Genomic DNA, 20803 nt, shown 5'->3' on the forward strand with positions numbered 1-20803 from the left:
ATTCAATGTAACATATTATTCCATCATATTCAAACCAATATTTGAATGTTAGGATGTATATCCTTAAATAAAAAAAGTTAGCGCACCTTCTGTACGCTAACCCTTTTATTACTTCGCTATTAATTGTAATGTTTTCCCTTTTATCTCTTCCTGTTTGATAAATGTTTGATGGTAATCACCATTTGCCCAATCCAATACCTGATCTTGATACCAATCAGATTTCACATGACCACTTTGACCAGGGCCAACAATATGATAGGCTGAGCTTAAATCACCTACATCCACCACAAAACGCCAAGATGCACCGTGATCTACATTACCAGCTAAATTATTATCTGCTGCTTGTACGGTAACTTTCGAACCACCAATAGGAACCTTTTTAGCATTAAAATAGGCTGCAAGAATAGGCGATGCACTTCCTAGTGTATGGTCAAAAGTAAGCTGATGGTAATCACCCCATTGCCATTTCGAGGAATTCTTCCCGAATTGATTTTCTAATTGTGCAACCGTTAGCTCAAATGCCTTGTATACGGTTTCATCAATGCCACCCTGCTCCTCAACCCAAATACTTTTCTCTCCTGAATAGGCTGTACGTAAGAGCTGGTCTGTAATATTAAACTTCCCATACATGATGCCATACATATCTTCAGGCATTTGATCTTTAAACAAAACTTCCTGTAACTTAATCATTAATGTATGGAACACAAGTGGTGCACCTGATTCCTTTCCATCCACCATATCCCACTTCTCTAGCATGGCCATAATCTCAGCGTACTTCCCATCCCGATCTTTTTCTTTTATCGATGTTAATAAATCAGGCAGAAATTCTCTTGCATAGAGATTGTGCTGATCCATTTGCAAAGCCATCATATCGTCTACTGTAATCGCATCATTTGCCTCTAACACTTCTTTAATTCTTTCGAAACGATAAGGTTGCGCCCAGAAATCAGTGATGTGATAAGGGTAGTCCTCTCCTATTACTTGGTTATTTGCGGTTGCAATAAAACCTTCTTTTGGATTTACTAGAGTTGGTAATTCACCCCATGGTATAAAGCCCTCCCAGCCATAATCACTCGAATCACCTGGAACTGGTAATTGGCCTTCACCTTGCTTACGAATAGGTATTTGACCATTAGCTTTATAAGCAATCGTACCGTCCTTTGATGCAAATACAAAATTTTGTGCTGGCGCTTTAAAGTCTTCTAAAGCTTTTTCGAAATCACCCCAAGTTTTTGCCTTATTAAAACCAAGCACTGCTCTTAGTTCAGCTGTCGGTTGTAGTGCTGTCCACTGCATCGAAAATTGTGCGGTTGGCTCTGTATCTTTAAAAGCTAAATCTGTCATTATAGGGCCGTGACGTGTAACAACGACTTCAAAATCTACCGTTTCTCCATCTTTTACCTTAATTGATTCGTCGCGTACCTCTGCTTGTTCCCACTTTCCATCGTATCTGAATTGTGTTGGATCATCTGGATTTGGTATTTCAATATATAAATCCTGTACATCTGGACCCACATTGGTTACTCCCCAAGCAATTTCATCATTATGGCCTAATATAATACCTGGAATCCCTGCAAAGATAACGCCACTAACATTTTGCTGTGGTGATTGCAGATGCATTTGATACCAAATAGAAGGGGTGCTTAACCCTAAATGTGGGTCATCTGCTAAAATAGGCGTTCCTGATTTCGTTTTATCACCTGAAACTACCCAGTTATTACTTCCATTAAATTCGTTTGGTAGCATTTCCGCACTGAATTGCCCAGCTACTGTTACAGGATTTTGGATATTGGCCTCGATAATCGCCGAAGCATTTTCTGGATATTTAATAAATAATTCTTTTGCCTTTTCTTCATCAAAATTCTGTAATGCCCAATGACGAAAAGCTAATGTATTCCAATTCCCACCCAAATCATAGGCCATATATTTACCAATTGTTAAGGAATCAACAACTGTCCACTCCTCTGGTTCATAGCCTAACAAGGCAAATTCATAGCTTAGTGTATTGCTTTCCTTTGCCTGTGCAATAAAAGCATTTACTCCTTCAGCATACCATTCAAGTACTTGTTTGCTTTCGTCATCATAGGCAGCTAATGATATCTCTGCAGCATTTCTCAAGCTAAATGTACGGAAATGTTTGTCGGTATTAATCGTTGCTTCTCCAATAATTTCAGATAATCGACCACTTGCCTGCCTTCGTGCTAAGTCCATTTGAAATAGTCTATCTTGCGCTTGGACATAACCTTGCGCACGATATAAATCAGCATCTGTTTTGGCAAAAATATGTGGAACCCCTTTTTCATCTCTCGTGACTGTCACATCCTGATCCAGAATAGGAACAGCTAACTCACCATCAATCACCGGCTTAGATTTATTCATAAACCATGTAAATCCAATAAAAGCCACAAGAGCCAAAGCAGCTATTATCCCAGCTATGACAATGAGCCACTTTTTCCAATTAAACTTTCTCTTCCCCACTGAATAACCCCCTCTTTGCACTATATTCCCGTACTCCCTTCCCAAACCCGCTTTGAAACGTAAATTGTTTAGCGAAATTTCTTACTTTATGTATATAAAATTGTCTCTAAATACAAAATTTTATATTTATTCGCTATTAGAATAGTATAGACAATAGAGATTATGGAGGCTACTGAGTAATGTTAAAAATTCGCATTCATAAAGATATGATGATTCTCTAGAGTATATTTTCTTTTTATCCTCTCTCATGAAGCCGTCCTTATGTGGTGGAAGCGGATTCCCACATGGTTGGAGCAGCGACTCCTCACTTTCGAGCCATCTCCCCTGAAAATTACCACACCTCACAGTTTTAAAAGTCACCTTATTAATTTATAAATACAAAAAAATCGTATTTCCATTTAGAAAATACGATTTAAGTACTAGCATTGTAATTGCAATTCAATTGGACAATGATCACTGCCCATAATGTGTGGGTGAATTGTTGCGCTTTCAATTTGTTCCTTCAATTGATTTGATACAACAAAATAATCGATACGCCAACCAATATTACGTTCACGCACTTTATTCATATAGGACCACCATGTGTAGTGGTCAGTTTCCTCAGGATGCTTGTATCTAAACGAATCTACAAAACCACTTTCCAATAACGCTGAAAATTTTGCTCTCTCTTCATATGTAAAGCCCGAATTTCCAATATTAGATTTTGCATTTTTTAAATCAATTTCCGTGTGTGCAACATTTAGATCACCACAATAAACCACTGGCTTCTGACAATTTAGTTCTTGTAAATAGTTAGCCAAACGATCCTCCCATTGTAAACGTAGTGGTAATCTCGCTAAATCACGTTGTGCATTTGGTGTATAAACATTTACTAAATAGAAATTCTTATATTCTAAAGTTATAATTCTACCTTCATCCTGAGAATCTTCGGCGCCCACTCCATACTTAACAGACAATGGCGTGTGCTTCGTGAAGATTGCTGTTCCGGAATACCCTTTTTTCTGCGCGTAATTCCAATACTGTTCATAACCTTCGATAGAGAGCTCTACTTGTCCAGCTTGACATTTTGTTTCTTGGATACAAAAGAAATCAGCATCTATTTGATGAAAGAACTCTAAAAAGCCTTTACCGAGACATGCTCGTATCCCATTAACATTCCATGATATAAATTTCATTTTATCCACACTCCTAAAAAAACGCCCTTCGGCTTATGCGAAGGGCATCCTATTATAGATCGTCACCAACAATTTTAACTTCCGTCTCTAATTCAACGCCAAATTTTTCTTTCACTACACGTTGAACCATTTGGATTGTCTCAATATAGTCTGAAGCAGTAGCATTTCCTTTGTTGACAATAAATCCTGCATGCTTGGTAGAGACTTCAGCATCACCAACACCTTTACCTTGTAGGCCACTATCCTGAATAAGTTTTCCAGCAAAATGTCCAGGCGGGCGTTTAAATACACTTCCAGCAGATGGATATTCTAAAGGCTGTTTTGATTCACGTTGGAAGGTTAAATCAGCAATCTTCGCATCAATTTCCTCCTGTACACCTACTGCTAATTGAAATTCAGAGGACAGCACATAATAACCCTTTTTGGCAATAATGCTTTGTCGGTATCCTAGCTCAAGTTCTTCTTTACCTAATATTAAAATGTCCCCTTCTTTTGTTAACACCTTCGATGAAACAATAATATCTTTAATCTCCCCGCCATATGCACCTGCGTTCATAGCCATTGCTCCGCCAATTGATCCAGGAATACCACATGCAAATTCAAAACCTGTTAAGGATGCTTGCGCTGATAGCTTCGATACATCTTTGATCAGTGCACCACTTTGTGCATACACATGCTCACCAGTAATACGAATCTCATCTAAGCGAGAAAATGTTACAACGATTCCTCTATGACCGCCATCTCGAACAACCATATTAGATCCGTTACCTAACATTAATAAAGGAATATTATTTATATATGCATAGCGAATAACGGATGCTGCCTCTTCTTCTGTTTCAGGAAGAACAAAAACATCTGCTTTGCCACCTAATTTTGTCATTGTGTATTGCTGTAATGATTCATTTAACTTAATATTGGCAGGATTAACACTTTTCGCTAAATCCATCGCCCATTGTTCTTTTGTCATGAGAGCTAATTCCTTTCTAACGTCCTTCTTACTCTACACCAGTATGGATTTACAACCCCAATTTGACAAGTAAAATGAAGGGTATTTTTATCTCATAATTAAAAGACAGGTAAGACCTGTGCAGAGATGATGAATATTATAAAGAAAATTGACAGTCATTCCAAGTGTCGTTTTTAGCACACTATTTCATTGTATTATCTAGTAAAATAATCTATTCACCTTAGAGCCAACTACTTGCCCATGTTTCGATATTACGGATAGCACCTTCAAGTGCCTGACCTTTATCTGTTAATGAATACTCAACGCGTACCGGTACTTCTGAATATACTTTACGTTCAACAAGCCCCTCTTTTTCAAGCTCCTTCAAACGTTCTGATAATAAACGTCCACTGACAGGTAGTGCAGATTCGATTTCATTAAAGCGCTGTGGCCCATCTAGTAATTGATATAATATTAACCCCGTCCATCGTTTTCCGATTAAATCCATTGCTTTAGCTAAACGAGGACACAAAGTTGTCTCATTCATAATTTTTCACCTCTATGTACCTATTGTAACGATTAATGCACTAAATGTAAATTTGAAGTAACTTATTTACGTAAAATAATCTATTAACTTTTATATATTTAATTACAAAAAGTAACTTACAATTTCAAGGTTGGTCATATCTAACAAGGGTACATAAAATTTCTTAGACTAAACGCTATCCTAATTAAACGCACATATTTCCAATAATATGCCTATTCCATTTTAAATATGTTTTGTTTCATGTTCACAGATTACACTTTTATAGAGGGAAATACTTCCACATTTATAAAAAACTCATTGAATATGCGATTTGTTTACTTTATCATTCGTTGTAGAATGCTGTTTTAGGAGGTTTTCAAATGAAAAAATATACTATCGATTTCAGTCATTCAACGATCGGGTTTTCCGTAAGACATATGATGATTTCTCGTATTCATGGTACGTTTGAATCGTACAGCGGTGAAATAGTTGCATCCAATATCGAACAAATGCAGGATGCAACTATTTCTATCACGATTACAGTGGCTAGTGTCTCCACCAAGAATCATGATCGCGATGTCCACCTTGTGTCTCCTGACTTTTTTGATGCAGACGTCTATCCCAAAATAGTATTTACCTCTACATATATTGATAAACTTGATGATAAAAATTTTGCTATTCATGGTGATTTAACCATCAAAAACATAACAAGACCTATCGTATTTACAACAGTATATACAGGAAAAGGTGTGAATCCATGGGCACAAGAAGTTTTTGGCTTCCAAGCTAAAGCCCAAATTGATCGTCGTGATTTTAATCTAGTCTACAATACCTTTTTAGAAACAGGTGGTGTATTGATTAGCGATGAAATAGACGTGATAGTAGATCTTGAATTAAATCCTATTTAAGTATTGTTGCTACCTTAAAGAAAGGGAGGAATTTATGTTTTGGTTTGATAATGATTTTTTATTTGGCTCCGCTTTTATTACCATCATCTTCTTTATTGTTTTTGGGAGCATAGCCTTTATGATTGTAAACGGTATTATCACTTGGTCTAAAAACAACCGTTCACCAATTTTAACAGTACCCGCTAAGGTTGTGACAAAGCGTACGAATATACGTGGCGGATCTAACAATACTGGGGCATCTACGTCCTATTACGTTACGTTTGAAGAGCAAAACGGTGAACGGCATGAACTAAAGATGAATGGCTACGATTATGGTCAGCTTGTAGAAGGTGATCTTGGCATTTTAACCTATCAAGGTACACGGTATCATTCATTCAACAGACATAAAAAAGGAGAGTAGCGATTATCGTTACTCTCCTTTTCCTATTCTTTTATTTAATTAAATATTTAGCAAATCCAGCTTCTGTATCTTCTAAATATTCAATACCACTACCTGCTGGAATGAACTTTTGTGCATCTTTTGCAGATAGGTAGATAACCTTTGTATTGGCTGGGAACGATACAAATGACCAGTTATTATCCGCAGCTGGGTTAATTGTTTTATTCGCCATAATATAATCTACAACAGCTTGTCGATTTTCATAAGCATAGTTTGTTATGTTAGAGCCGTCAGCATTTTTAAATGTCGCCCCATATGATCCACCAACACGATAATTGTTTGTAATGATGATGAACTCTTGTTTCAAATCAATTGGTTTACCATTATATTGTACATTCTTAATTCGATTTGCCTTTTCATCAGTAAGATTACCGCGTCGGTCATATTTTGCCGGCGATGTAACATCAATTTGATATGTTAAGCCATCTAACACATCAAAGTTATATGAACGAGCTTCTGCATCGATAATATTTTGCTCTTCTGTTTTAGTCGGATCAATTGTTGCAAAAATACCAGCAGCCATCTCTAACCACTCGATTGCTTGTGCGCCTGTCACTTTAATCGTAGCAACAGTATTGTCATAATGATAAATGTCAGCCATATTTTTAATAGCAAGTGGTCCTACAGGAATATTTGTATAATCTAATGGATTATTACGAGATCCTGCTTTGAAAGGTGCCCCAGCCGAAAGAATGGGTGTCTTTTCATCAGCCGTACCCTTTAGCTCTTGTTCGATAAACCATTTTTGAGCTTGTGTTACGATTTGAATGGATGGATCATCTTGCACCATTGAAAAATAACTCTGGATTGGTGCAGTTGTTTCTCCAACAGGCTGACGGATATACGTTAATGTGCCATCATGTGCCTCTTTAATAGCTTCTAAAACCGTTGTGGATGGTTGTAAACCTTCTTGTTTGATCGATTGCAATGAACCTTTACCATCTACCACTACCCACTCAGACCCTTGTTGTTCTAGTTTTAAATCAATTACACCAAGATGACTACCATAGCTACCTGCCATAACAGTAGGAACACCGTGAATTGTACCCTTTTCTTGGTCAACATCTTTCAAATCCTTATAGTCACCAGGGAATGTTAAATGAGAGTGTCCTGTAATTAAAGCATCAATACCATCAATTTCTGCTAATTGGTAACCAACATTTTCAGCACCCTTCACATAAGTATCTTCACCGATACCTGAATGTGACAGAACGACAATCACGTCTGCTCCAGCCTTTTGCATTTCTGGTACTACTTCTTTCACAGCTTCTACTGGCTCTTGCATTTCAACTTTACCTGCTAAATGAATGGCATCCCATTCAACAATTTTCGTTGGAACAATCCCTGTTACACCAACTTTAAGTGTATGCTTTTTACCTGAACTATCTACCACTTCTTTATCAAGAATGACATAAGGTGTAAACATGCGTTCTTTTGTTTTTGCATCATAGGTATTAGCATTTACGACTGGATACTTTGCATCGTTTAACACTTCATCTAAAAAGTCTAGACCATAGTTAAATTCATGATTTCCTAAAGTTCCACCATCGTATTTCAATGCATTAAGTGCAGCAATTGCTGGATGAACTTCACCAGGCTTTAAAACACTTTCTAATGCTTTATATGAGCCAAGTGGTGTGCCTTGAATTAAATCGCCATTATCAAATAGTAATGTGTTTGGATTTTTTGCTCTTGCTTGCTCAATTAGTGTGGCTGTATTAGCCAAACCAAGCTCTGCTGATGGAGCATCTAAATAGTAATTATAATTAGCTAAATTAGTATGAATATCTGTTGTCCCTAAAATCTGAAGATCAACTGATACGTCAGTTGAAGGTGCTTTATATTCTGCTACAAAGCGCTCCACAATACTCTCCATCTGTTCCTTTGTCACATAGTCACGAGGACGAATAGTATTATCCTCAAATGCTTGTAAAATGTTTGCAGCAACAGCATTCGCTAAATCTTGTTTATATGCCGCTGCAATTTGATCTGCATCCTTGAATTGTTCTAAAACTGTGAGAGAAGCGTTTTCACTAACTAGTCCGCGAGCAGAAATAACAAATGCTTGTTGACGTGTTAATTTGTCAGCTGGACCAAATGTCGTTGCTGTTTTACCTTTAATAAGTTTTAATTGAACAGCTTTTTCTACATAAGGTGCTAAATCCTTAGAGACATCCTTAAAGGCAAGCGAAGAGCCGTCACCTATCTCTACATCTAAATTTTCTACTAATTCTTTTACATAATCTGCGCGTGTTACATCATTGGAAGCAGCATCAGCAGAAATTCCAAATGGTATAAACGCGAAAAGGACTAGTAACGTCGTCAAGAAATTAGTTATTAATTTCTTATACATACAACAACCTCCTTAATAATCTAGTATTTTCCTGCAAATTCTATTATATTAAAACCATTCTAATTTTTACTGAATATATAGTCCTAATTATATGTATATTTAAAAGAATGGTTAATTACTTCCCCTCAAAATCACAGATTTCTACCATTCTTCATTTTTCTATTAAATAGTATGTTAGTAAATGTAAATTCTAAATAATTAGTTACTGTCAATATGTCCTACCTCCATACCACACCATACATCTGTTGACAAAATAAAAAAGGTCCTCCCAAAATTGAGAGGACTTTTATTAAAAAATAATTTTTATGCATTCACAGTTTGTAGTGATTGAGCTACCTTTTTCACTTCTTCTAGGCCATTCGCAATAATTTCTTGTGCTTTATCTGGTGAAGCATTGTGACCTTCAATAATCACTTCTTCAATAACTTCCATCCCGAATACGCCACCTACTACGTTTTTAATGTAGTTTACTGACATTTCCATTGGTTGAGCTTCTGGTGATGAATAGTAGCCACCACGAGCATTTAAAATAATCGCTTTTTTGTCAGTCATTAAGCTAATTAATTGACCATTTTCACCATATTTGAATGTGAATCCTGCTTGGTATACATAGTCAATAAATGTTTGTAAAGGTGCTGGAATTGTTAAATTCCATAGTGGGAATGCAAATACAACTAAATCAGCTGCAGTTAATGCATCCATTGCTTTTTGTTTTGCAGCTAATAGGCGTGATTCAATGTCTGTTAACTCTCCACCATTTTGTACTTTACCAAAAGCATTGAAAAGGTCTTGTCCAAAATAAGGCATATCTTCTGCAAATACGTCAAAAGTTGTTACATTGGCACCCTGTACATTTTCCATGAAAGTATCATACATTTTTGTTGAAATACCGTCTGGACGGTTGTTAGCTTTTACTACTAAAACGTTCATTATATAAAATCTCCCTTAAATTTCAAAATCTAATATCTCGAATTCAAGATATGTGTTTATCTTAAAAAATTTCATCTAAAATGTCAATGTTACATGTCTCAGACTTTTGACTGAAATATTCTCTCTTTCATCCATCCTAAGGAGTTGAAAGCCTTACTCCTCTCTCTAGTAAGCTAAAATTTACAGTTATCGTCTGTACAAATACCCGCATCACCTGTGCCAGCCATCTTTAGCGATGGTTGTAAGCCCTCTTCCTCAGCAACTTTACGCAATGTATCCTCAAATACCTCCTGCGGTTGTGCACCTGAAATACCATACTTACGGTTTAGGACAAAGAACGGTACCCCTCGTACACCAAGCTGGAGACCTTCTTGAATATCCGCATCTACTTCATTTTTATAAACATCATCGGCAAGAACCTTAGCTACTTCTTCACGCTTTAGTCCTACTTTCTCAGCTATCTCTAATAAAACATCATCTTGACCGATACGCTTTCCTTCAATAAAATGACTGTGTAAAAGTAACTCCACTAGAGCTGTAACATCTCCCTGTTTTTCAGCCCATTTTACAAGCCGATGTGCTTTTAGCGTATTCTCTTCCATCAAATTGCTAAAATCATAGTTTAGCCCTACTTCTTTTGCACGTTCCGTTACACCCATTGTCATTTCCTTTGCCTTCTCTAAGGACATTCCATATTTCTTTGCCAATGATTCATAGACAGTACTATGGGAATCTATTGGAGTAGTTGGATCTAGTTGGTAGCTTTTATAGACAAGCTCCACCTGCCCAGAATAGCCAGTATCCTCAATCGCTTTCTCTAATTGTTTTTTACCAATATAACAAAATGGGCATACATAGTCAGACCAAATTTCAATTTTCATTTCTTACTCACTCCTTTTGCTACATTGTAGCGATAGTTGAAATCACAAGGCAACTTTAATGCCTCACTGCATAAATTTTCAAGTTCTTCTACATACTGAACACAAAAACGATGTGAGGTTTCTATATGACACAATCTCTTTGGCTTGCTACAACTGAATCAGTCTCTTTATCTTCCCTTTCTTCCTCAACAACATGCGATGTATGTATAATCGGTGGTGGCTTAACTGGTTTATATACTGCCTATACTTTAGCAAAAGCAGGTGTGGATGTAGTTCTTCTTGAAGCAAATACCCATTTTGGTCACGGTACGACAGGGCATTCAACTGGAAAATTAACAGCCCAGCATAGTATTGTCTATGCAAATCTTTTAGAAAAATTATCTTTAGAAGAGGCACAGCTGTATTATCAACTGAATCAACAAGCCATTGATAAAGCTAGACAAATACTCCCACAAGACAGCGTTCGTTCAGTGGATTCACTGTTATACTGTCAAACAAAAGAAGGCTATGCACAATTATTAAAAGAATGGAATGCCTATAAGGTTTTAAACATTAAGTCTAACCTTACCTCTGACACAGAGCTCCCATTCCCTATTACAAAGGCTTTATGTATGACACAACAAGCACAAATAAATCCTGTTGAAGTAAGTAATTTTCTTGCGAAAGAGGCACAGAAGATGGGCGCCAAACTTTATGCAAATACTCGTGTTCAGCAGTTAAACATACCACAAAATAACTTATATACCGAAAAAAATATGTCGGTTCAATATAATAAACTTATTTTATGTTCACATTATCCCATCGAAGCATTTAAAGGACTTAAACTTTTTAAATTATCCAATAGTCGCTCCTATATGGTTGCAAGCAAAACCTCTGAGACTATGCAAGGTCAATATTTATCAGTAGATTTTCCTTCTCGTTCGATACGTACTGCCACGATTAATCAGGAAAATTATTTAGTATTAGGAGGGGCGAATCACATTGCTGGCGAGACCGTTCATACTGAGCCATATTATGAGGCTATTTCTAATGAAATGAAGGAGCATTTTGAACAACAGCCACTTTATCGATGGTCGGCCCAGGATATAGAAACACCTGATATTGTCCCTTATGTTGGAAGAATTACAAACTCCTTACCTAACGTACTAATTGCCACTGGCTATCGAAAATGGGGAATCTCCAATTCCTTTGTCGCTGGTGATATCTTATCGTCTCTTTTAACAGGCTCAAAGATCGAAGAGGGTGCTATCGCTCTTTATTCACCATCACGTACTAAATTCGGTGCCCAATTCATGCAAATGCTGAAAGTAGGAGGCTTTGTTGCCAAGGAATATATAGCTGGGTATATGAGGAATGCCACTGCTCCAACCTGTACTCATTTAGGCTGCAAAACGAAATGGAATGAAGCTGATGAAACATGGGATTGTCCTTGCCATGGTTCCCGTTTTAACGCTAAGGGTGAGGTACTTGAAGGCCCTGCAGTACAACCATTAAAACTCGATTAAAAAAGAGGTTGTCTGAATAGACAACCTCTTTCCTATCTTTATTTTAGTGCTTCTGTTAATACTGGTACAATTTGTTTCTTACGAGAAACAACACCTGGTAATACAACACGATTGTTGACAAGTTCAGCACCGAATCCTTTTGCTGCCGCTTCTGCTACTTGCCCAATTGCAACAGCTGTAGAATCATTATTCAAAATGTCAGTCACAACGAAGAAGAATAGATCTAAGCCATTTTCTGCAACATTTTTATTAAGTAGTATTTCTAACTCCTCTTGACGATTAAGCACATCATTAACATCAACTGCATTAACTTGAGCTACAACAGATTTGTACTCACCAAATTGAAACTCTTTTGCATCTAATGATAATAAATCTTCTAATGATTTATCAGATAAATCAGCACCTGCTTTTAGCATTGCTAAGCCATACTCTGCAATTTCCACACCAGCAATTTTTGCTAGCTCTTCACCAGCTTTTACATCTTGTTCTGTACAAGTTGGTGATTTAAAAAGTAGTGTATCAGAAACAATTGCTGATAACATTAAACCGGCAATATTGGCTGGTATCGCTACTTCGTTTTCCTTAAATATTTTGTTTAAAATTGTAGCTGTACAACCTACTGGCTCAGCACGATAGTATAATGGATCAGCTGTTTGGAAGTTTGCAATACGGTGATGGTCGATAACCTCTGTAATTTGTACTTCCTCAATGCCGTCAGCTGATTGCTGGAATTCATTGTGGTCAACAAGGATTACCTTGTCCACTTCACCAGCAACAGAAGAAATTAAACGAGGCGCTTCAAAGCCAAATTTATCTAATGCAAATTGGGTCTCATTATTAATATCTCCAAGACGGACCGCCTCAGCTTCTTCACCAATTTGCTGTTTTAAATAGGCATATACAATTGCAGACGTGATTGTGTCTGTATCTGGGTTTTTATGTCCAAAAACTAATACTTTACTCATTGAATTAATTCCTCCTAAAATGGCACTTACATTTATATTTTATTTTATCATACCTTATAGCCTGAGAAGTGATAAAGTGAAACTTTGGAACAATTTCGCCTCAGCGTAATTGCCACTGACCCTCACTTTCGGTATAACAAACAGTGCTCATGGCCCCTACTGTATTATTCAAATTTAATATGCAAATATAATGGCAGTGCGCTAAATCCATACTTTTCATATAAGATATATATATTATAACTAGTTTCAATTGCTATGTATACTTTTAATAGGTCTAATTACTTCTATAAAATTCTCTATTTTTGCCAACCTATTTTTAACAATCAATAGTAAAAATGCCTCTTTTTTATAAAATAATTAGTTTATATAGATATTTAGTTGGGTTTTCATATTTAAGTCATCATAATTTTATGCTATCATCAGGTAGTCTATATTTTTGGATATTCAGGAAATGGGGATTACGATGACGAAGAAGATAGAAAAAAAGTACATTCCTTTAGCTAACTATTTTGATGTAGCTTTACAACAAGAAATTACTTTATCCTTTAGTGAATTAGAAAACATTATGGGACAAGCATTACCGAACGCTGCCTACTTAAATAAAAGCTGGTGGAAAAAAACTAAGCCCCCTCTCTCACATTATTTATCATGGACAAATGCAGGCTATTATGTCACTGATGTTAAACTAGGTTCTAGTGTATCTTTCTCACGTACGCAAATGAAGTCTACCGAAAACAACACTTCTAATAGTGAGGAGAATTCATCTGCATACATAATTCGAGGGATTGAAGCATCTGATGCTAGATCATTTATTCATTTACAAGAGGAGATTTTTCAAGAAACTGACTTCATGTATAATGTTCAAAATGAGCTAGAGCTCACTGTCCAACAACTTCGTAAAAATTTAACTTATTGGAAGCAACTAAAAAACCGTACTATACTACTTTGTGTACTAAACGGAATTTTTGCAGGTTATGCAGTTATTCATGGATATAAACAATCAAAAGCTAGACATGTTGCCTCTATTCGTTTAGCTGTGAAAGCAGAGCATCAACAAAAGGGTATTGGCTCCGCACTGATGAAAGCTGTAGAAAGTTGGTCTAAACAACATGATATATCCCGTTTAGAGTTATCTGTTATGGAGCATAACAATGTAGCTTTACACCTCTTTACAAAGCTAGGATTTCATCAGGAGGGCATTCGAAAAAATGCCATTAAATTAAATGATACTTTTATTAATGAATATAGCTTAAGTAAAATTCTATAATTCACTTTTCCTAGATGTCTAAATACTATTTGGACATCTTTTTATATAGAAAATTTCAAAAAAATACGCATAGATAGTGTGTTTCAACAAACTATCTATGCGTATTTACATTAAAAAACCTGCTTTTCTCTAACAGCATCTAAGAATAATACATTACTTTCTACTTGCTCATACAATTGCTGATATTTTTCATAGTGGTCTTTATCCTGATTTATCATTTCCTCTATCAACGCATGCAAAAATGAAATCAAGACTGGGGCAATGTCTAGAGAAGAATGATTTTTAGTGCCGAGGGTAAATAATGCACTGGCATATTCTCGAATAGGCGAAAATGCAGAACCTGTAATGGCAATAATTTTTACTTTCTTTACCTTTGCAATTTCAACAATCGTTTTAATATCCACAATCTGTTTATCAAAAGATAGTACAATTAAAGTCGTATGTTCGCCCATACTGTTTATTTGATTCACTAAATCATCTGAGTCTAAACGAAGCTGCTTAATATTAGCACGAAGTGTTTTCAATGTATTAGATAACCAATTTGCAACAGATGCATTGTAACGAGTACCTAGAATATAGATATTATCTGCTTCATGCATCCATTTTGAGCATTTTTGGATCTGCTGATCGTTAATCAAATGGATTGTTTCTTGAATATTTTGGCTATCTCGTTGCATCACCTTACCAAAGCTAGTATTAGTCAGCTTCTTAGTATATGTAGGCTGTAGATTTGCACCTACATCTTGAGACATAATATAGCCTCTAATTTCATCTTGCAGTTCTACATACCCTGACAAATCCATAGCATAACAAAATCGAATCACAGTTGATTCACTTACATTAGCCAATCTGCCAACCTCTGCAGCTCCATTAGCAATCACTGTTGTGGGATTATCCATTACAAATTGCGCTACTTTACGCTGGCCCTTTGACAGCCTTACAAACCTTTTCTTTATATCCTCATGAATACTCATTCCTAACAACCTTTCTTTCAATGACCTTATCACGAACGGGAGATTGTTTCCTACTGACTCAAAATTCGATTAAAAATACAGTATCACGATTACAATTTGAATACAATGACTTTTCTGAAAAATCTTCATCGCATTAACCTGCTAATAAAACAATTTGATTTACTCTTTAACCATTTTATATTGATTTGTCATTTTAACAAATAAATCAGTAAAATCGAATAAAAATTAATAAATGCTCATTTTTATGTATTTTTTAAGCGGAATTAGACAAAAATGTCCTAGATCAATTCTCTGATCCAGGACATTCTGTTTTCATATTATTCTAATTCAAGCTGCTTCGTTTCCTTACCAAGGAAGATGACCCCTACAACACCGATAATAATTGCTCCACAGAAAATGGCAAAGATAAAACCTATATCATAGCCTGCCGTTAATAAAAACCCAACGAGCAACGGCCCAAAAATACCACCAATGCGTCCAACCGCTGCTGCCATACCAGCACCTGTTCCACGAATAACCGATGGATATTGCTCGGGTGTATAAGCATATAATGCTCCCCAAGCCCCCAAGTTAAAGAAAGATAAAAACATCCCTGAAGTTAGCAATACGGCTAAAGTATCTGCATTTCCAAAAATATAAGCACTCGCTGCAGTACCAATTAGATAGGAAACAAGGACAAATTTACGTCCAAACTTTTCTATAAACCAAGCAGCTGTAAAGTAACCTGGTAATTGAGCTAAAGTCATGATCAAAACATATTTAAAGCTTGTAATCATGTCAAAGCCCTTCCCTACCATCACACTTGGCAACCATAAAAACATGCCATAATACGAAAATACAACCGTAAACCATAATAGCCACAGCATAAATGTAGAACGAGCATACTTTTTTGACCAAACCTCTTTCATATTTTGACCAATGCTCCGTTTTTTTGCTTCTTCTTTCACTGTAAATTGTGGTGAATCTGGCAAATGCCAACGAAGATAAATAGCATAAAACGCTGGAAGTGCTGTTAGTATAAGGGCTACTCGCCATCCCCATGTGGGAATCACAAAATACGAAATCAGTGCTGCAATTAACCAGCCTGCCGCCCAAAAGCTTTCAAGTAATACAACCACGCGCCCTCTTTCTTTGGCAGCCACACTTTCAGATACGAGTGTTGAAGCTACAGGCAATTCTCCTCCTAGGCCCATCCCTACTAAAAAGCGTAAAATTAAAAATGCAGTTAATGTTGTTGTAAAAGCGGATAAACCACTTGCAATAGAAAAAAGGACAAGTGTCCACATAAATATTTGCTTGCGACCTACTTTATCAGCAAACACACCAAAAAAGAGAGCTCCTACAGCCATCCCGATAGAATTTATACTACCAATCCAACCCGATTGACTTGGTGATAGCCCCCACTCAGCTGCCAATGCTGCAATGACAAAGGATAATATACCAACGTCCATTGCATCGAATAGCCACCCAACCCCCGCTACACCCAATAACTTATTTCTGGAAATGGATTGCTGAGGTTTCTTTGTTAATGCTGTATTTATTGTCATTCTAACCACCTGTCTTTACACATGACTTTACAATATAAGATTACTATACAGTTGTTTCAAGAAAGTGACAAGTACTATTCAAATTACCGAATTGTTTCGACAATTAGTGAAATGGTATTGAAATAATAGTGCTATTTGCGTTAAAATGTCTTTTATACAAAAACAACTGTTCATTCTATAAGAACAAAAGGAGATCGTTACGTTATGTGGAAAGGCCTTATTGAAGAATATAAACAATTTTTACCCGTAACTGAAAATACACCTGCTTTAACTTTAAACGAAGGCAATACGCCTCTTATACATTTAGTGAATTTATCTAAGAAACTAGGCATTGAGCTTTACGGAAAAATTGAGGGTGCAAATCCAACTGGCTCATTTAAAGACCGAGGAATGGTATTTGCTGTTGCAAAAGCTATCGAGGATGGAAGTCAATGCGTTATTTGCGCTTCTACAGGAAACACTTCCGCTGCTGCGGCTGCCTATGCAACTCGTGCAGGCATCCAATCAATCGTTGTTATTCCAAAAGGTAAAGTTGCTCTTGGAAAGCTAGCACAGGCAACAATGTACGGGGCAAAGATCATTGAAATTGACGGAAACTTTGATGATGCACTCAATATCGTTCGCCAAGTAAGTGAAACGACACCAGTTGCACTTGTTAACTCTGTAAACCCATACCGTATCGAAGGTCAAAAAACGGCTTCGTTTGAAATCGTAGATGCCTTAGGTTCAGCCCCTGATTATTTGTGTATTCCAGTTGGGAACGCAGGTAATATTACTGCATATTGGAAAGGGTTTAAAGAATATCACGCCGCAAAAAATTGTGGTCTACCAAAAATGTATGGCTTTGAAGCTGAAGGTGCTGCAGCAATCGTTAAAGGTGAGCCAATTGCTAATCCTGAGACAGTGGCAACTGCCATTCGTATTGGCAATCCTGCGAGCTGGACATTGGCAGAAGCTGCTCGAGATGAATCTGGCGGTATCATTGATTCTGTTACAGATGAAGAAATTGTAGCAGCCTACAAATTAATCGCAAGTACAGAAGGCATTTTTGTTGAGCCTGGCTCTGCAGCTTCTTTAGCAGGTGTTATGAAATCTGTTGCAAATGGAAAAATCCCTCAAGGCGCCAAAGTTGTAACAATCTTTACAGGGAATGGCCTAAAAGATCCTGATACAGCCATGAATGTATCCACTGTAGAGGTCGTATCCCTTAAAAACGATGAAGAAGAAATTCGTGCATATATTGAGGGTGTACTATGAGTAAAATGTGGCAAATCTCAGTTCCTGGAAGCACAGCCAACTTAGGTCCAGGCTTTGATTCAATAGGACTTGGCTTGTCTCTTTACTTACAGCTTTCTGTTACCTTGCAAGAACAATGGGAAATTATTCATCTTGATGATAATGGTCCTAAAGAGTTTGAGCTTGAAGAACACTTACTATACGTCATTGCTAAAAAAACTGCAGATCTATATGGTCAACAGCTACCTGCCTGTCGTGTGGAGATGGCTAGTGAACTTCCGTTAGCACGTGGACTTGGTAGCAGTGCAGCAGTTATTGTTGCAGGTATTGAGCTTGCTAACCAAGTCTGCGAGCTGGAATTAACAATTCAAGATAAACTCAATCTCTCTTCACAAATTGAAGGACATCCAGATAACGCAACTGCTTCAGTTTTAGGAGGATTAACGATTTCTTCGATGGATGACAATGGCGTAGTCGATACATTCCACATCAATGATATCGATGCCTCCTTTGTGGTATATGTACCAGATGTTGAATTAAAAACGAGCGAATCCCGTTCTGTTTTACCAGAGCAATTTAACCGTTCCTATGCTGTTCATGCCTCAGCAAATGCGAATATGTTAGCCGCTTCTTTAATGGTACGAGATTTTGAACGTGCTGGACGTTATATGGAGGCAGATTTATTCCATGAACCGTTTCGTGCAAAGCTAATTCCTGGTTATGATGAAATTCGTATGGCTGCAAAATCGAACGGTGCATATGGTACTGCTCTAAGTGGTGCTGGGCCAACAATGATTTCTATTATTCCTTCTGCTATTGCCTCTGACTTCGTTGAATTAATGAAAAAGCAATTCCCAGAGCATCAAATTATTTTAACAAATGCTGATGAACATGGTGTACAAGTCAATGAATGTGTGAAACGTCTACTTTAATAGTAGACGTTTTTTCTTGAAAGCAAGTTTGGATAAAACTAATATTATAGAAGTATAGAATTAGACTTTTATACGCGCTTTTCTAAGGAGGAATTATCTTGAAACCCATTATATTTTGTGATTTCGATGGCACGATAACAGAAACAGATAACATCTTTTCACTTATGACTGAATTTGTACCAGAAGAATCTGAGAAAATCGCTCAAGCGATGATGGAACAAACCATTTCATTTAAAGATGGGCTATCAGCAATGTTTCATCTACTTTCTACTCATCAAAAAGGTGAAGTCATTCAATATCTAATGGAGTCGGCAGTCATACGTGAGGGATTTGGTGATTTTGTCCGCTATGCTCAAAACAACGATATTCCATTTTATATTGTAAGTGGCGGAGTTGATTTTTTCATCGAGCCTTTAGTTGAAAAATTTGGTCCCTTTTCAGGCATTTACTGTAATAGAGCAGATTTCTCTGGTAAACAAATAGCATTGATCTACCCAAATAGCTGCGATGAGGAGTGCGCTAAATACAGCACACAAGGATGCGGTTGCTGTAAACCAAGCGTGATGCGGAAGGTTGCTAAGGAGGATCATTATAAAATTGTAATTGGTGATTCTCTATCAGATTTTGAGGCAGCTAAACTAGCAGATATTGTTTTAGCTAGAGATCATCTTATCCAACGCTGTGAAGAGCTTCATGTTTCATATAGACCTTTTACCACATTTCATGATTGTCTAAAAATAGTACAAGAGCTAATAGAGTCAAAAAAAGCTGTTGTTACACGCTAATAGAAAAAAGAAAAAGGAGCCACTTTTACAAAGATGTCTCCCTTTTCCTACTTATTTATGCTAATAATACTAAGCTAATGGCCATGACCGCCATCCCCCCTACTAGACCATACATCGACAAATGTGTTTCATCATATCTTTGTGCAGCCGGTAGCAATTCATCTAGTGAAATAAAGACCATTATCCCTGCGACCCCAGCGAAAACGATTCCAAACATGACATCTGTTAAAAAGGGCATAAGGAGAAAAAAAGCTACTAATGCACCTACAGGCTCTGCCAATCCTGATAAAAAGGATAATTTAAAGGCTTTCCTTCGATTACCTGTTGCAAAGAAAATTGGAACAGATACAGCAATACCTTCTGGAATATTATGAATAGCAACTGCAATGGCAATAGCAATCCCTACATTCGGATCATTAATAGCTGACATAAATGTAGCGATCCCCTCAGGAAAATTATGAATGCCAATCGCCAGAGCTGTAAAAACGCCCATCTTCATCAAATGTTCTTCATTAACCTGTGGTTTGATGGCATTAACATCCTCTACCAGCTTTACTTCATGAGGATTAGTTGCCTTCGGAATGAATTTATCAATTAAGGCAATAAACAACATCCCACCGAAAAATCCAAGGATTGTCATCCAATAGCCATTGGTTGTACCTAATGCATTGGTTAAAGCATCTTTAGCTTTCACAAATATTTCTACAAGGGATACATAAATCATTACCCCTGCTGAAAACCCCAATGCTAATGATAAAAATTTTGTATTTGTTCTTGAAGTAAAAAATGCTATTAAACTACCTACACCTGTTGCAAGTCCAGCAAACAGGGTTAATCCTAATGCCAGTAAAACATTTCCGTCCATGCCCTTCTTCCTTTGCTCTTTTTCTTATTGTACTCATCTTAACGTAGAAGTTTCCTATACGCAATTCTTTTTTATAAGGCAAATATCATTC

At 36.9% G+C, this 20803-nt stretch carries 18 protein-coding genes; 7 read left to right on the forward strand and 11 right to left on the reverse strand.

From position 1 onward, the window contains the following. Window positions 1-108 precede the first annotated feature (108 nt). The 4 genes from JIN86_RS14465 to JIN86_RS14480 form a co-directional block, all read right to left on the reverse strand. Complete coding sequence (locus JIN86_RS14465) at window positions 109-2478, reverse strand: penicillin acylase family protein (protein ID WP_202342251.1); 2370 nt, start codon at window positions 2476-2478, stop codon at window positions 109-111. Window positions 2479-2897: 419 nt separating this feature from the next. After that, complete coding sequence (locus JIN86_RS14470) at window positions 2898-3653, reverse strand: exodeoxyribonuclease III (RefSeq protein ID WP_202342252.1); 756 nt, start codon at window positions 3651-3653, stop codon at window positions 2898-2900. Window positions 3654-3705: 52 nt separating this feature from the next. Then, window positions 3706-4620 (reverse strand): UDP-N-acetylmuramate dehydrogenase, encoded by a 915-nt coding sequence (gene murB / locus JIN86_RS14475; protein ID WP_004231982.1) that lies wholly within the window; start codon window positions 4618-4620, stop codon window positions 3706-3708. A 220-nt stretch (window positions 4621-4840) separates the two neighbouring features. Further along, complete coding sequence (locus JIN86_RS14480) at window positions 4841-5146, reverse strand: winged helix-turn-helix transcriptional regulator (RefSeq protein ID WP_004231981.1); 306 nt, start codon at window positions 5144-5146, stop codon at window positions 4841-4843. Between the two features lie 359 nt (window positions 5147-5505). Here JIN86_RS14480 and JIN86_RS14485 point away from each other — a divergent pair, with 359 nt between their 5' ends. Both JIN86_RS14485 and JIN86_RS14490 read left to right on the forward strand, forming a co-directional pair. Further along, window positions 5506-6033 carry a YceI family protein gene (locus JIN86_RS14485; protein ID WP_004231980.1) on the forward strand — a complete coding sequence of 176 codons (528 nt, stop codon included), beginning with the start codon at window positions 5506-5508 and terminating at the stop codon, window positions 6031-6033. 34 nt (window positions 6034-6067) lie between these two features. Then, window positions 6068-6433 (forward strand): DUF2500 domain-containing protein, encoded by a 366-nt coding sequence (locus tag JIN86_RS14490; RefSeq protein ID WP_004231978.1) that lies wholly within the window; start codon window positions 6068-6070, stop codon window positions 6431-6433. A 31-nt stretch (window positions 6434-6464) separates the two neighbouring features. Here the strand turns inward: JIN86_RS14490 and JIN86_RS14495 are convergent, their stop codons facing one another. The 3 genes from JIN86_RS14495 to JIN86_RS14505 form a co-directional block, all read right to left on the reverse strand. Then, the gene (locus JIN86_RS14495) at window positions 6465-8825 is read right to left on the reverse strand and encodes a bifunctional 2',3'-cyclic-nucleotide 2'-phosphodiesterase/3'-nucleotidase (RefSeq protein WP_202342253.1); all 2361 of its coding nucleotides are present in this window, start codon (window positions 8823-8825) and stop codon (window positions 6465-6467) included. A 303-nt stretch (window positions 8826-9128) separates the two neighbouring features. Continuing rightward, entirely contained in the window at window positions 9129-9755 is a 627-nt protein-coding gene (locus tag JIN86_RS14500; RefSeq protein ID WP_048394231.1) for an FMN-dependent NADH-azoreductase, read from the reverse strand. A 173-nt stretch (window positions 9756-9928) separates the two neighbouring features. Next, the gene (locus JIN86_RS14505; protein ID WP_004231975.1) at window positions 9929-10636 is read right to left on the reverse strand and encodes a DsbA family oxidoreductase; all 708 of its coding nucleotides are present in this window, start codon (window positions 10634-10636) and stop codon (window positions 9929-9931) included. Between the two features lie 125 nt (window positions 10637-10761). On the opposite strand from JIN86_RS14505, the gene JIN86_RS14510 reads away from it, so the two are divergent. After that, window positions 10762-12141, forward strand: coding sequence for an FAD-dependent oxidoreductase (locus JIN86_RS14510; protein ID WP_009370647.1), 1380 nt, complete (start codon window positions 10762-10764; stop codon window positions 12139-12141). Between the two features lie 38 nt (window positions 12142-12179). Here the strand turns inward: JIN86_RS14510 and JIN86_RS14515 are convergent, their stop codons facing one another. Continuing rightward, complete coding sequence (locus tag JIN86_RS14515) at window positions 12180-13106, reverse strand: manganese-dependent inorganic pyrophosphatase (RefSeq protein ID WP_004231973.1); 927 nt, start codon at window positions 13104-13106, stop codon at window positions 12180-12182. A gap of 436 nt (window positions 13107-13542) precedes the next feature. Between JIN86_RS14515 and JIN86_RS14520 the strand changes: the two genes are divergently transcribed. Continuing rightward, window positions 13543-14373, forward strand: a complete 831-nt coding sequence (locus JIN86_RS14520; protein ID WP_237497296.1) for a GNAT family N-acetyltransferase — start codon at window positions 13543-13545, stop codon at window positions 14371-14373. 110 nt (window positions 14374-14483) lie between these two features. Here the strand turns inward: JIN86_RS14520 and JIN86_RS14525 are convergent, their stop codons facing one another. Beyond that, window positions 14484-15347, reverse strand: a complete 864-nt coding sequence (locus JIN86_RS14525) for a MurR/RpiR family transcriptional regulator (protein ID WP_202342254.1) — start codon at window positions 15345-15347, stop codon at window positions 14484-14486. 317 nt (window positions 15348-15664) lie between these two features. After that, a complete protein-coding gene (locus JIN86_RS14530; protein ID WP_202342255.1) occupies window positions 15665-16894 on the reverse strand; it encodes an MFS transporter in 1230 nt (409 codons plus the stop codon). 204 nt (window positions 16895-17098) lie between these two features. On the opposite strand from JIN86_RS14530, the gene thrC reads away from it, so the two are divergent. From thrC to JIN86_RS14545, 3 genes are all read left to right on the forward strand, one after another. After that, the gene (gene thrC, locus JIN86_RS14535; protein ID WP_004231969.1) at window positions 17099-18151 is read left to right on the forward strand and encodes a threonine synthase; all 1053 of its coding nucleotides are present in this window, start codon (window positions 17099-17101) and stop codon (window positions 18149-18151) included. Further along, window positions 18148-19062, forward strand: coding sequence for a homoserine kinase (gene thrB / locus JIN86_RS14540; protein ID WP_202342256.1), 915 nt, complete (start codon window positions 18148-18150; stop codon window positions 19060-19062). Before thrC ends, thrB begins: the two co-directional genes overlap by 4 nt. Window positions 19063-19160: 98 nt before the next feature. Next, a complete protein-coding gene (locus tag JIN86_RS14545) occupies window positions 19161-19847 on the forward strand; it encodes an MtnX-like HAD-IB family phosphatase (RefSeq protein ID WP_202342257.1) in 687 nt (228 codons plus the stop codon). A gap of 55 nt (window positions 19848-19902) precedes the next feature. Here the strand turns inward: JIN86_RS14545 and zupT are convergent, their stop codons facing one another. Continuing rightward, on the reverse strand, window positions 19903-20712 hold the full coding sequence (gene zupT / locus JIN86_RS14550; RefSeq protein WP_004231965.1) for a zinc transporter ZupT: 810 nt from the start codon (window positions 20710-20712) through the stop codon (window positions 19903-19905). Window positions 20713-20803: the final 91 nt, after the last annotated feature.

Origin of the sequence: Lysinibacillus sp. HST-98 (genome assembly GCF_016757845.1) — a bacterium.
In the GTDB taxonomy this organism is placed as follows: Bacteria; Bacillota; Bacilli; order Bacillales_A; family Planococcaceae; genus Lysinibacillus; species Lysinibacillus capsici.